An 11,813-nucleotide genomic window follows, 5' to 3' on the forward strand; every position below is an offset into this window, starting at 1 on the left:
GGCCGGCGAGATCACGATCGGCGCACGACACCGTCCTCGGGTGGTATCCGTCCGCGGCTGTAGCGTGACGTGCATGAATTCCTTTCGCGTGCCTTCCTCCGTTGCGCTCGTGGCCTGTGCCGCGTCGTTGACCATGGCCCTCGCCGCGTGCGGGTCCGACACGGAAACCTCCTCGGCCACGTCCTCGTCGAGCACACCGTCGGTCGCCGATGTCCTCACCCCCTCCATCGCCGAGACCGCAACCGAGGCCGCCACCTGCCCGACCGCGGCGCCGCAGGACGCGGGGGTCCCTGAATGGACGACGTCCGGGGCGACCGGCAGCATCGAGGTCACCGGCTCCACTGACACCGCGGCGCCTGCGGTCAAGGTGAACGGGCCGTTCAGCGTGGCCGAGACCCAGGTGCATACCCTCAAGGCCGGTGACGGACCCGTCGTCGCGCCGACGGCCAACGTCACGGTCTGCTACATGGGTGTCAACGGACGCGACGGATCGGTCTTCGACAGCAGCTACCAGCGTGGCGAGACGGTCGACTTCCCGCTCGACGGCGTCGTCCCCGGCTTCCAGAAGGCAATCTCGGGACAGAAGGTCGGCTCCACGGTGGGGGTCGCGGTGGCCTCGGCCGACGGTTATCCCCAGGGCCAGCCCGCCGCCGGAATCCAGCCCGGTGACACGTTGATCTTCGCGATCAAGATTCTCGACGCCCAGCAATAGACACACACCGTCCGCCCGGCGCCCGGTGTCCGCTTGCAACAATGCTCACATGGTCGAGCGCAGTATCTGGATGCAAAAGGTCGCAGCCGATCCCGGGCACTCGCACTGGTACATCGAACGCTTTCGTGCCATGGCGCGCGCCGGTGAGGATCTGGCCGGTGAAGCTCGACTGGTGGACGCGATGGCACCGCGCGGTGCCCGCATCCTGGACGCCGGCTGCGGGCCCGGGCGGGTGGGCGGATACCTGGCCGGCGTCGGCCACCATGTGGTCGGCGTCGACGTGGACCCCGCGCTGATCGAGGCAGCCGAGAACGACCACCCCGGTCCTCGCTGGCTCGTCGGCGACCTCGCTGAACTCGACCTACCGGCGCGGGGTATAGCCGACCCCTTCGACATCATCGTGTCGGCCGGCAACGTGATGACCTTCCTCGCCCCGAGCACCCGGGTCCAGGTGCTGACCCATCTGCGTGCTCACCTGGCCGACGGCGGCCGCGCGGTGATCGGATTCGGGGCCGGCCGCGAATACGGGTTCGGCCAGTTCCTCGATGACGCGGCAACGGCCGGATTCGCCCGGGATCTGTTGCTGTCCACATGGGATCTGCGGCCCTTCACCGAAGATTCGGACTTCCTCGTCGCGATTCTGCGGCCCGCCTAGCACGCGACTATTGCCACGGGCCTCCCCTAGATCTACTATCGCCTGTAGTACAACGATCCCGGGGGCTCGTATGACAGCACCGACAATCGTTCAGGCACAACGCTTTCTGCGCCTGACCGCATGGGCTTTTCTGGCCGGCTGGGGCTTGCATGTGATCGATCACCTACTACGCGGGATGTCGGCATCGCCGATGTTCGTCATGGTCGGCGGCATGATCCAGGGCGTGATCGTCATCATCGCGATCACCTTGACCCTGCGCGGACATCCCCGGGCGCCCGATCTCGCGATCTTCACCGGTGTCGGCAGTGCCGTCGTGTTCACCTACGCGCATCTGCTGCCGAATCTCTGGCCGGAATTCCAGGACAGCTATCTGAGCGGCCCCCGCATCAATGTCACCTGGTTCTCCTGGGTGACAGCCCTTTCCGAGATCGGCACCGGCCTGTTGTTCGCCTATGCGGGCATGCGGGCGAAGCGGGCAGCGACCTAGGTCCGGATTCTGCGGGTAACGTCGGCTGATGGGATTGGTGTACTCCAGCATCATCGACGCCCCGCAAGAAGACGTCTTCGCCTGGCACAGCCGCCCGGGTGCATTCGCCCGGCTCTCGCCGCCCTGGCAAGCCATGAAGCTCAGAGCCGAGGCCGCCTCGTTGCGTGACGGCCGTGCCGAACTCGCAATCCCCGGCGGGCTGCGGTGGGTGGCTCAGCACCAAGCCGACGCCTACGACCCGCCACGGCGCTTCGTCGACCAGATCGCCCGCGGCGGGCCGGCGTCGCTGCCCGCGGCACTGGCCGTGCGTTGGAAGCACATTCACGATTTCGAAGCGATCGACGCCACGCACACCCGGATGACCGACCGCGTCGAGACGCCGGTGCCCGGCCGTTTCCTACGCCCGATGTTCGCCTACCGTCACCGCCAGCTCGCCGCCGACCTGGCGGCCCACCAGCAGGCCCGCGCCCAGGGGCTGAGGCCGCTGACGATCGCGATCACCGGGGCCTCCGGGCTGGTCGGTTCGGCATTGACCGCGTTCCTCAGCACCGGGGGCCATCGGGTCATCCGGCTGGTACGGCACCCGGCAACCGAACCTGATGAACGGCAATGGAATCCGGCTGACCCCGACCCGGAACTGTTCGCCGGGGTGGATGCCTTCATCCACTTGGCCGGTGCGTCGATCGCGGGCCGGTTCACCGAAGGGCACCGCCGCGCAATTCGCGACAGCCGCATCGATCCGACCCGGCGCCTGGCCGAATTGGTCGCCGCCACCGATCCCGGACCGCGCGTGGTAGTCAGCGCGTCGGCCGTCGGCTTCTACGGATACGACCGCGGCGATGAGCTTCTCACCGAGACCAGCGACCGCGGCGACGGCTTCCTGGCCGACGTGGTGGCGGACTGGGAGAACGCGCTGGCCCCGGCTGAACGATCAGGCACACGAGTGGTGCGCATTCGCACCGGAATCGTCCAGTCCCCGAGCGGCGGAACGTTACGGCTGCTGCGGCCACTGTTCGCCGCCGGACTCGGCGGCCGCATCGGCGACGGGCAGCAGTGGTTGGCCTGGATCGGTATCGACGACCTCGTAGACATCTACCACCGGGCGTTGTGGGACACGCAGCTGTCCGGCCCGGTCAACGCAGTGGCTCCGGAACCGGTGCGCAACGCTGACTACACCGACACGCTAGGCCAGGTTCTGCACCGCCCGACGATTCTGCCGGTGCCCACTGTGGGGCCACGGCTGCTGCTGGGCGACCAGGGTGCCCGCGAACTGGCATGCGCCAGCCAGCGGGCGATGCCCGGGGTCTTGACCGCCGCCGATCACAGATTCCGCCATCCGCAGCTGGATCAGGCGCTGCGCCACGTCTTGGGACGCCCGGCTACGGCGTAGGAACTGCCGGCGGCGCGGCCGGCTGCTGCCCCGGCGAGTTGTACTCGTATCCCGGCGGAGGTGGGCCGTCGAGCGAGTAGAACCCGGGTGGCAGCGGAGGGCCGGCCGGCCCGCTCCCGGGTGCCGGCTCGGTGACCGGAGTCTCCGAGCCCGGAGCGTTGATCGATTTGTATCCGGGCGGCAATGGCGGTGCCGGACCCGCGCCGGGAGGCGGTGCGACACCATCAGGCGCTCCCCCGCCGCCCTGGAAACCGTACGGGTCATGAGCTTGGTGCCACAGATCGCGCAGGGTGCCCACCGGTCCCGATCCGTACTGCCCGGAGCCGTACACAGGGTTGGCGATCTCGGGAACCTGCGGAGGGCTGGCCGGTGGCGGCGGAGGGGGCGCCGGCAGTGCGGGATCCGCCGGTGCAGGCGCTGGATCAGGCACGACGGGGTCCGCCATGGCCTGGCCGGCCCCGACCAGCACGGCGCCCGCGGCGGTCAGGCCGGCGATCGCGAGCTTCGCTGCGTGAACGGCGAGCGTGGCGCGCTGCGCTTCGGTCATCTATCCGGCGGTCCTCTCTCGGTCGGTCCGTGCATCGTCGCACACCGCCCTGAGTACGCGCTGGGTTGGGACGGCGCCGGCAGGTGCGATCGTTGCGGTCAGCGACCGCCCGCCTCTGGCGGCGCGTCCGACGATGGCGGCGTGAGCGCATCCCAGGTGGTCCACGTATAGCGCTGCTCGGGAAGGCCCGTCGCGCCGAGCATGAAGGCCCGGTGCGCACGCCGGGCCCGCGCGATGGTGCCCAGCCAGGTGGTCACGGTGCTGATCCGGTTGCGGATCCCGGTCAGAAACGCGATGTGGAGGACGCCCCATGCCAGCCAGCCGAAAACTCCGGCGATTTTGACCGGGCCGACTTGCAGTAGGGCCTGCCCCCGAGCGATGTACGCCGCGGAACCAAGGTCGCGGTAGCGGAACGGTTTTCGAGGTTTACCGGCCAGTTCCCGACGTATGCACGAGGCGACGTGCAGCCCGCCCTGCATCGCGTTCTCGGCGACGCCGGGCAGATTCTCGCGGCCGGCGAGGTCTCCGATCACGAACACCTCGGGATAGCGGGCGACCGAAAGATCCGGCCCCACAGCGATTCTCCCACGGCGATCCGATTCCGCGCCCAAGACCTGCGCGAGGTGCCGGGCGAACGGCACGGCCTCGACACCTGCCGTCCACAACACGGTGCGGGCCACGTACTGCTCGTCAGGACCTCCGGCCTTGGGGCTCACGGTCACCCCATCGCGGTTGACGTCGGTCACGTGCACGCCCATGTGGAGCTCCACACCCAGCCGCTGTAACGACCGAGTCGCCTTGTCCCCCAGCTCGGAACAGAAAGCCTTCAGCACCCGCTCACCGCCGTCGAACAACAGCACCCGGGCTTCCTCGGGCTCGATGCTGTGGAACTCATGAGCCAAGGTGCGGGTCGCCATCTCCCGGATCTGCCCGGCCAACTCCACCCCGGTGGGGCCGCCACCGGCGACAGCGAACGTCAGCCATCCGTCACGCTCGGGGCCGGGCGGCAACGTCTCGGCGATCTCGAAGGCAGTGAACACCCGCTGCCGAATATGGGCCGCGTCGTCCAGGGTCTTCATCCCCGGGGCCCACTGCGCGAAATGCTCTTTGCCGAAATAAGACTGTCGCATTCCCGCGGCCACGACGAGCACGTCGTAGTCGATGGTGAACGTCGTCTCATCCGGCCGACGGGCAGTCACCTGGCGCAGCTGCGGGTCGATGTCGACCGCTTCGCCGAGCAGCGTGGTGACATTGCGGTGACGCTCGAACTCCTCGCGCAGCGGACGGCTGATCTGCCCGAAGCTCAACGTTCCGGTGGCGCACTGATAGAGCAGGGGCTGGAACAGATGTCCCGCCGCGCGGTCCAGCAGCGTCACGTCGACGTCGGTCCCGCCCAGTCGGCGCGCGCAGAACAGACCGCCGAATCCCCCACCGATGATCAACACCCTCATCCGACTGTCGCCCACAACTAGGAGGTTAACCGTCCCGGCCCGGAATGCGACCGTGCAGCGCAGATGCGCGCAGGGTGAGGTGATTCCGCTCGGCCAGCGTCTGCGCTTCGGCCGCCGCCTGCACGTAGAGGTGCGCGGCCGTGGAAATGTCTCCTGCGCGCTCGTGCAGATAGGCGGCCGCGGCGGTGTGGCGCGGCAACGCCGGGTCGAGTTCGGCGAGCGCCGCCAAACCTGCCTGCGGGCCATCGGCTTCACCGATGGCCACAGCGCGGTTGAGCCGGACCACCGGGCTGTCGGTGAGCGCGACGAGTTCGTCATACCACTCGACGATCTGCACCCAGTCGGTCTCCTCGGCCGACTGCGCGTCGGCGTGAAGCGCCGCCACCGCGGCCTGCGCCTGGTACTCGCCCAGCCGGTCGCGTGCCAGTGCCGCCTGCAGTACGGCCACACCTTCGGCGATGAGATCGCGCCGCCACCGGGTGCGGTCCTGCTCCGCCAGGGGAACCAGTGTGCCGTCGGCGCGAGTGCGCGCCGGGCGTCTGGCGTGATGCAACAGGAACAATGCGAGCAGCCCGGCGACTTCCGGATCGTCGGTGATCCGGACCAGCTGGCGCGCCAACCGGATGGCCTCGGCGGCCAGGTCGATATCGCCGCTGTAGCCCTCGTTGAACACGAGGTACAGCACCCGCAACACGGTGCTCAATTTCCCGGGCTGGTCCAGCCGTACTTCGGCCACCGTCCGCTTGGCCCGGCTGATCCGTTGAGCCATCGTTGATTCCGGCACGAGATAGGCCTGTGCGATCTGACGGGTGGTCAGGCCGCCGACCGCGCGCAACGTCAGTGCGACGGCCGAAGACGAGGACAAACTCGGATGCGCGCACAGAAAGTAGAGCGCCAACGTGTCGTCGGTCGCCTGGGCGGGCCCCGCGGCCGGCGCCGCCGCGACCCGCGCCTCGCGGCCGCGCCGTGCCACGTCTGATCGGGTGATGTCGAGAAAACGCCGCCACGCCGTGGTGACCAGCCAGCCCTTGGGATCGTCGGGTTGCCGGTCCGGCCAGGTTTCCCAGGCACGAACGACGGCTTCCTGCACGGCGTCCTCGGCCGTGGCGAAGTCGGCCCCGCGGTGGACGAGGGCCGCCAGGACACCGGGGATGAGATCCCGGAACTGCTGCTCGTCCACCGCGCCGGTGGCCCCTACTCGGTGACCGTCGGCTGCGCTCCCAGGAAGGGGCGCACCTCGAGCCACTCGTGGATCGGCTTACCGCCCGCGCCGGGCGCCGCCGACAGTTCTCCGGCCAGCTCAAGGGCGCGATCGTAAGAGTCGACGTCGACGATCATCCAACCCGCGATCAGGTCCTTGGTCTCGGCGAACGGGCCATCGGTGACGGGCGGTCTGCCGTCGCCGTCGTGGCGGACCCAGGCCCCCTCCGGGGCGAGGGCCTGGCTGTCGACGTATTCACCGCTGTCTTTCAGCCGGCCCGCGAAGTCGTTCATGTACTGGATGTGCGCCTGAATCTCGTCTGGTGTCCACCGATCCATGGGGACGTCGTTGACGGCCGCGGGCGCACCTCGGTAGTGCTTGAGAAACAGGTACTTGGCCATGTGATTCTCCCTTCAGATTCGCGACCCTAGTAGGTCGCTCACCCCTGGGACGGAGCCGACGTCGCGTTCTCGACACAAATACCGAAATATTTCTGGTCTCGTTGTCAGACCAGGTCGTAGGGGTTCAAGATGGCGTATGACCCCGACGCGGACCTCAAGTGCGCGATCAATCACTTTGTTTGGCTAAGCTTCGGGTATCCAAGTTCTTCAGTCAAGCACCGAGGTGGAGATTCATGTTCGGAAGCAAGGCAACCCTGGCAACCATTGCGGCCACCGGCCTGATCGGGGCCGCCCTCGGCCTCGGTGCCGCCACCGCGAGCGCCGAGCCGGACCCGAGCCTCCCGCCGCCCCCGAATGCACCGAAGAAGCCGGCCGAGACATGGCAGGGGCACCCGATGGTCTGGTGGAACCTGCCCGCGGGCGGCCATTGGGGCGTGTGGATCAACGGCGACTTCCTGCCGTTCACCTGAGCAGCGGCCGGCAGCGGCCCCGGCATCACCCTGACGTCTGTCCTCGCGGACCCGACTCTTCTGTGGTGTCATCGGCGTCCTGCTCGTCCGCCGACGGCGGTTCCAGCGGGACACTTTCGGCGCGTGGAGAGTTGACCGCAGAGGTGTTGTCGGCCGGCTGCAGCTGGACCACCTGGCCCACGGCCCGGCGCAGCCCGGGCGGGCCTTCCTTACGGAAGAACTCACCGATACGTCCGGCGCGGTAACGCAGCGGCGAGCCGAGTAGCTCACCCATCACCACGCCGCTGCCCAGCGCCAACGCCGTCGCCGCCGCGGTCAGCAGGTGCGCCAGTCCCTGACCGAAGTTCTCGTCGACGGCGAAGGCGAAGACCGCCCAGAACACCGCGAGGCCCGGCAGCATCGGCATGATGCCGGCGGTCGCCGTCACCAGCGCCGGAGCCTGCCGGCGAATGGAGATCAACGTGGCGAGGAAACCGACTCCGATCGCCGCCACCCCGGTGGCCGCCCACTGACCGAAACCGGCTGTCCCGAGACCGATCAAGGTCAGCTCCGCCAGGCCCGCGGCCAGCCCGGCCGTGGGCAGTGAGCGCAGTGGCGCATAGCTGGCCATGGTCAGACTGATACCGGCCAGCGAGGCACCGAGAACCGCCAGCAGGATCGGCAGCGGACCTCTCGGCGTGATGAAGGTGCCGGCCGTGTTGACGTGCAACTCGATCTGGAACCCGAGCAACGTGGCGGCCTGCAGCGCACCGGTGATGCCGACGACGATCCCGGCGCTGAGAAAGACCGCGTCACCAAGCCGCGAGACCGCGGTGACCATGTACCCGGTCAACGCGTCCTGGACGGCACCGACCAGGGTCATGCCGGACAGCAACAACACGATCCCGGTGGCGACCAGCGCACTGAGCCCCTGACCGGCGTATCGGTAGGCACCCAGGGCGATCATGGTGGCGATCGCCGCCCCGACCGCGTGCTGGAAGAAGAACGGTGTGCCGATACGGTTCAGCAACCGTCCGACGCGGTCGATCAATGCGGCAGTGAGGCTGGCAAGCAGACAGGTCAACCAGTTGCCGCCGAGCATCATCGCGATGCCGAGCGCGAAACCCGCCCAGCCGGCAGTTGCCAGCCACCGCGGGAACGGGTGGGGGCTCTCCGTCAGCTCGTCCATGGCCTCGTGCGCCTCGTCGACGGTGATACCGCCGGAGGTGATGCGCCGCACCAGGCGGTCGAGCTGAGCGAGCCGGGTGTAGTCCGTCGACCTGGTGCGCACCGCGCGCATGATCGTGACGGGCGGGCTGTCCGCGGTGGGCAACGCCGACACGATGATCGTCGCGACGGTGATGTCGACGACGCAGTCGGTCAGCCGGTACGCCTGCGCCACGTCCTGGGTGGTGGCCACGACATCGGCGGTACCCGAGCCCGACGAGAGCATGACCTCCGCCAGGCGGATGGTCAGATCGAGAACCTTCCGGGTGTGCACGTCACCCATTCCCGCCGACGCGCGACTGCGCCGGCCGGCGACGGGTGCCGGGTCGCGCCGTCCCCGCAGGGCGATGCGCAGCCCTCCGCGCAGGCGATCTCTACCGTTCAGACCTTCCTCAGCCATCGTTGAAAAGCGTACTGATGAACGGTCGGTTCCCGGTGGAACTACGCCGCGACCTGCAGTGTCGTCGCAGATCTGTGCCGCAGTAGCCTGACGTCGCCGGCTTCGGAAATCGCAGCACCCTGATGGTGAATGCATGTGGCGCAGAACACTATTCGGACAGCAGACGACACGGTTCAGCTGCGGCGGTCACCTCCCGTGCGCGGCGAAGAACTGCGCGGAGGCGTCCGACGCGTCGAACGCCCGGCTGGCGGCACCGACGGCTTGCACCGGAAGGATCTCGGGCACGCCCGGCCAGGTATGTCCGCCGCCGTCGACTCGCATGAACACCACCGAAGTTCCGCCGGCGCACCCGTCGGAGACGATGCGGTGGGTCTCGGTGCCGTCACCGGTGGCGGGTAGCGGCTCGTCAGTCGGGGTGGGGCAGCCGTCGATCTGGCGCCACCGATCCACCATCGCGGGGCCCGACAGCACCGTGCTGCCTCCACCGCGCCCGCTCATCGGCCCGCCGTTGAACGGCACGATGGGGTCTGCGGTGCCGTAGCTGGCGAGGACCGAGACGGGCCTGGACGGATTGCAGCCCACATTCGTACCGAGCGTGCCGGCAACCGGGGCAACCGCCGCGAACAGGTCCGCCCGATCACAGGCCAGGCGATTGGCCATGAACCCTCCCGCCGACAGACCGGTGACGTACACCCGTCCCCGCGGAATACCGTTCTCGGCGACGAGACGCTCAACCAGGGCCGAGATGAAACCCACGTCGTCGACCCCTTGCCGGTCCGGCACCGAGGCACCCCGGCCGTCGGCCCAGCTGTAGTCGATGCCGTCGGGATAAACGACTGCGAACCCGTATGTGTCGCCCACGGCGTCGTAGTGGGTCAGTGCCGCCTGATCTGCTCCGGTCGATCCGGCGGCGTGCAGATTCACGACCAAACCCGATGGCGGGCCTCCGGCCGGCAAATGGACACGATAGGTGCGCATCATGCCGCCGAAGTCGAGCTGCGCCGACGGTAGCGGCGAGGCCGCGGCGGGCCAGGCGCCCGCCGTGCCCCACGACAGCGCGACGAGCGCTGCGAAAAACGCAGTTCTGAGCCGGCCCGGCGCGAAAAGCACCGGGGCAGAGTAGATATCACATACGAACTTCCGGGCAACGCCACGTGACCTGCCGGCGACACTCCGCCCGGCGACCGTCGCCCTCCGCTTCCACGCCATCCGGCCCCCACCGACTCGTCGTCCAGCAAACGAAGTACCGACGCTACCTGCTTGTAGCGACCAGCGGGTGCGATAGATCAGATCGTCAGGACCATGCGATAGCGTGCCTGCCCATTCTCCATCGCCCCATACGCGCTCGCCGCATCATCGAGTGGACACTCCTCGACCAGGGCACGCACCCCCGACAGCACCGCGAAATGCATCGTCTCCTCGACATCACGAGCGGTCCCGGAAGGATGCCCGGAAATCGTCAGAGCGGGCTGGATCAGCTGCACCGGGCTGATCGGCAACGGGTCTGCCGACACCCCGATCACCACCAGTTCACCACGCGGGGCCAGCCCGCCAACCGTGTCTGCCATCGCCTGCGAGTTGCCCACCGTCGCCAAAACGACTGCCGCACCCCCCAAGTCGAGCAGGGCTGCGCTGACGTCCACAGCGGTCGAGTCGATGTAATGCCGGGCGCCCAGCGCGCGGGCGTCCGCCTCTTTGCCGGGGCCGCGAGCGATCGCAACCGTCTCGAACCCCATCGCGTTGGCGAACTGCAGCCCCAGATGGCCCAGACCTCCGACGCCGAGCACCGCCACGACATCGCCGGCAAGTGCGCGGGTGTGGCGAAGCGCGTTGTAGGTCGTCACGCCGGCACACCCCATCGGAGCGGCCTCGGCGAACGACAACTCATCGGGGATCCGGGCCAGCGCATTGGCAGGTACCGTCACCGATTCCGCGTAGCCTCCTGGGTAATGCAGGCTCGGAATCTGACCCGCCACGCAGTGGATGAACAGGCCCTTGCGGCACGGGATGCAGACTCCGCAATGACCGCCGAACCAACCGATCGCGACGCGGTCGCCCACCGTGAAATCGGTGACACCGGAGCCGACTTCGGCAATGGTGCCGGCGATCTCGTGGCCCGGGGTCACCGGCCAGGTGATGCCCGGAAATCCGCCGTTGACGATGGCCCGGTCGGTGCCGCAGACCCCGCACGCCGCGACCGCCACCCGCACCTGCCCCCGTTCCGGTGAGAGGGTTTGGGCGTCAACAAGTTCCAGGGCCCCACCCGAGGAATTGACCTGAACAGCTCGATGAGTAGACATTGAGATCCTTACCGTCGCCGTCGGTGTACCAGGCCATCATCGACCGTCGGCGGCCCGCTTGACCACAGAATGCGGTCAGCCCAGGACGAACGGGAGCTGTGTCGCAGCCGGTGCTAATTTTCCGCGGCGGTCCAGTCGTATGGCAAGAACTTGCCGTCGAAGGTCACCACCACCCGGTCACCGGCAGGGTGTGACTTGCGTTGTACGTCAACACTGAAGTTGATGGCGCTCATGATGCCGTCACCGAATTGCTCGTGAATGAGTTCCTTGAGCGCGCCGCCGTACACCTGAAGTGCCTCATAGAAGCGGTAGATCGTGGGGTCGGTGGGCACCGCGGTGGGCAATCCACCGCGCATCGGCACCGCGGCCAGCACCGGAATCACCGAATCGTCCAATCCGAGCAACTCCACGATGGTCTTGCCTGCTTCGACCGGAACGGGGTGCTGACCGAGCAGCGCGGACACCGTCCACACCACCGGCTTGTCGATGGCGTCGGCCAACTGCTGCCAGGTCAGGCCCTTGGTCAGGCGGGCTTCCACGATCGCGGCGGTGATCTCGTCTCTGCTCATACCAGCAGCATGCCTGCGCCGGGC

13 protein-coding genes are annotated in these 11,813 nt (G+C 68.2%); 5 read left to right on the plus strand and 8 right to left on the minus strand.

From position 1 onward, the window contains the following. Positions 1-73 precede the first annotated feature (73 nt). From E0T84_RS04020 to E0T84_RS04035, 4 genes are all read left to right on the plus strand, one after another. Positions 74-712, plus strand: a complete 639-nt coding sequence (locus E0T84_RS04020) for an FKBP-type peptidyl-prolyl cis-trans isomerase (protein WP_171054897.1) — start codon at positions 74-76, stop codon at positions 710-712. Positions 713-761: 49 nt separating this feature from the next. Further along, on the plus strand, positions 762-1,367 hold the full coding sequence (locus tag E0T84_RS04025; protein ID WP_138743816.1) for a trans-aconitate 2-methyltransferase: 606 nt from the start codon (positions 762-764) through the stop codon (positions 1,365-1,367). 70 nt (positions 1,368-1,437) lie between these two features. Then, on the plus strand, positions 1,438-1,854 hold the full coding sequence (locus E0T84_RS04030; protein WP_138743817.1) for a hypothetical protein: 417 nt from the start codon (positions 1,438-1,440) through the stop codon (positions 1,852-1,854). A 28-nt stretch (positions 1,855-1,882) separates the two neighbouring features. Then, complete coding sequence (locus tag E0T84_RS04035) at positions 1,883-3,244, plus strand: TIGR01777 family oxidoreductase (RefSeq protein WP_138743818.1); 1,362 nt, start codon at positions 1,883-1,885, stop codon at positions 3,242-3,244. Here the strand turns inward: E0T84_RS04035 and E0T84_RS04040 are convergent. The 4 genes from E0T84_RS04040 to E0T84_RS04055 all read right to left on the minus strand — a co-directional run bounded on the left by E0T84_RS04040 (position 3,234) and on the right by E0T84_RS04055 (position 6,844). Then, entirely contained in the window at positions 3,234-3,791 is a 558-nt protein-coding gene (locus tag E0T84_RS04040; RefSeq protein ID WP_171054898.1) for a hypothetical protein, read from the minus strand. The two genes, E0T84_RS04035 and E0T84_RS04040, sit on opposite strands and share 11 nt — an antisense overlap. Positions 3,792-3,889: 98 nt before the next feature. Further along, entirely contained in the window at positions 3,890-5,242 is a 1,353-nt protein-coding gene (locus E0T84_RS04045) for an NAD(P)/FAD-dependent oxidoreductase (protein WP_138743866.1), read from the minus strand. Between the two features lie 25 nt (positions 5,243-5,267). Continuing rightward, positions 5,268-6,422, minus strand: coding sequence for an RNA polymerase sigma factor (locus E0T84_RS04050; protein WP_138743819.1), 1,155 nt, complete (start codon positions 6,420-6,422; stop codon positions 5,268-5,270). Positions 6,423-6,436: 14 nt separating this feature from the next. Then, positions 6,437-6,844 carry a YciI family protein gene (locus E0T84_RS04055; protein WP_075909703.1) on the minus strand — a complete coding sequence of 136 codons (408 nt, stop codon included), beginning with the start codon at positions 6,842-6,844 and terminating at the stop codon, positions 6,437-6,439. A gap of 233 nt (positions 6,845-7,077) precedes the next feature. Here E0T84_RS04055 and E0T84_RS04060 point away from each other — a divergent pair, with 233 nt between their 5' ends. Continuing rightward, the gene (locus E0T84_RS04060; RefSeq protein ID WP_070188068.1) at positions 7,078-7,314 is read left to right on the plus strand and encodes a hypothetical protein; all 237 of its coding nucleotides are present in this window, start codon (positions 7,078-7,080) and stop codon (positions 7,312-7,314) included. A 25-nt stretch (positions 7,315-7,339) separates the two neighbouring features. Here E0T84_RS04060 and E0T84_RS04065 read toward each other — a convergent pair whose 3' ends face one another. The 4 genes from E0T84_RS04065 to cynS all read right to left on the minus strand — a co-directional run bounded on the left by E0T84_RS04065 (position 7,340) and on the right by cynS (position 11,789). Further along, positions 7,340-8,920 (minus strand): threonine/serine exporter ThrE family protein, encoded by a 1,581-nt coding sequence (locus E0T84_RS04065; RefSeq protein WP_070945359.1) that lies wholly within the window; start codon positions 8,918-8,920, stop codon positions 7,340-7,342. A gap of 186 nt (positions 8,921-9,106) precedes the next feature. Beyond that, entirely contained in the window at positions 9,107-10,030 is a 924-nt protein-coding gene (locus E0T84_RS04070; protein WP_371725690.1) for a PHB depolymerase family esterase, read from the minus strand. 176 nt (positions 10,031-10,206) lie between these two features. Further along, positions 10,207-11,220, minus strand: coding sequence for an alcohol dehydrogenase catalytic domain-containing protein (locus E0T84_RS04075; RefSeq protein ID WP_138743820.1), 1,014 nt, complete (start codon positions 11,218-11,220; stop codon positions 10,207-10,209). Between the two features lie 113 nt (positions 11,221-11,333). Beyond that, on the minus strand, positions 11,334-11,789 hold the full coding sequence (gene cynS / locus E0T84_RS04080; protein WP_070188065.1) for a cyanase: 456 nt from the start codon (positions 11,787-11,789) through the stop codon (positions 11,334-11,336). Between the last annotated feature and the right edge of the window lie 24 nt (positions 11,790-11,813).

Origin of the sequence: Mycobacterium sp. DBP42 (genome assembly GCF_005924235.1) — a bacterium.
In the GTDB taxonomy this organism is placed as follows: Bacteria; Actinomycetota; Actinomycetes; order Mycobacteriales; family Mycobacteriaceae; genus Mycobacterium; species Mycobacterium syngnathidarum.

Coding starts and splice junctions, on each gene's coding strand:
- E0T84_RS04020 (WP_171054897.1), top strand. CDS start 74: ATGAATTCCTTTCGCGTGCCTTCCTCCGTTGCGCTCGTGGCCTGTGCC.
- E0T84_RS04025 (WP_138743816.1), top strand. CDS start 762: ATGGTCGAGCGCAGTATCTGGATGCAAAAGGTCGCAGCCGATCCCGGG.
- E0T84_RS04030 (WP_138743817.1), top strand. CDS start 1,438: ATGACAGCACCGACAATCGTTCAGGCACAACGCTTTCTGCGCCTGACC.
- E0T84_RS04035 (WP_138743818.1), top strand. CDS start 1,883: ATGGGATTGGTGTACTCCAGCATCATCGACGCCCCGCAAGAAGACGTC.
- E0T84_RS04040 (WP_171054898.1), bottom strand. CDS start 3,791: ATGACCGAAGCGCAGCGCGCCACGCTCGCCGTTCACGCAGCGAAGCTC.
- E0T84_RS04045 (WP_138743866.1), bottom strand. CDS start 5,242: ATGAGGGTGTTGATCATCGGTGGGGGATTCGGCGGTCTGTTCTGCGCG.
- E0T84_RS04055 (WP_075909703.1), bottom strand. CDS start 6,844: ATGGCCAAGTACCTGTTTCTCAAGCACTACCGAGGTGCGCCCGCGGCC.
- E0T84_RS04060 (WP_070188068.1), top strand. CDS start 7,078: ATGTTCGGAAGCAAGGCAACCCTGGCAACCATTGCGGCCACCGGCCTG.
- E0T84_RS04065 (WP_070945359.1), bottom strand. CDS start 8,920: ATGGCTGAGGAAGGTCTGAACGGTAGAGATCGCCTGCGCGGAGGGCTG.
- E0T84_RS04075 (WP_138743820.1), bottom strand. CDS start 11,220: ATGTCTACTCATCGAGCTGTTCAGGTCAATTCCTCGGGTGGGGCCCTG.
- cynS (WP_070188065.1), bottom strand. CDS start 11,789: ATGAGCAGAGACGAGATCACCGCCGCGATCGTGGAAGCCCGCCTGACC.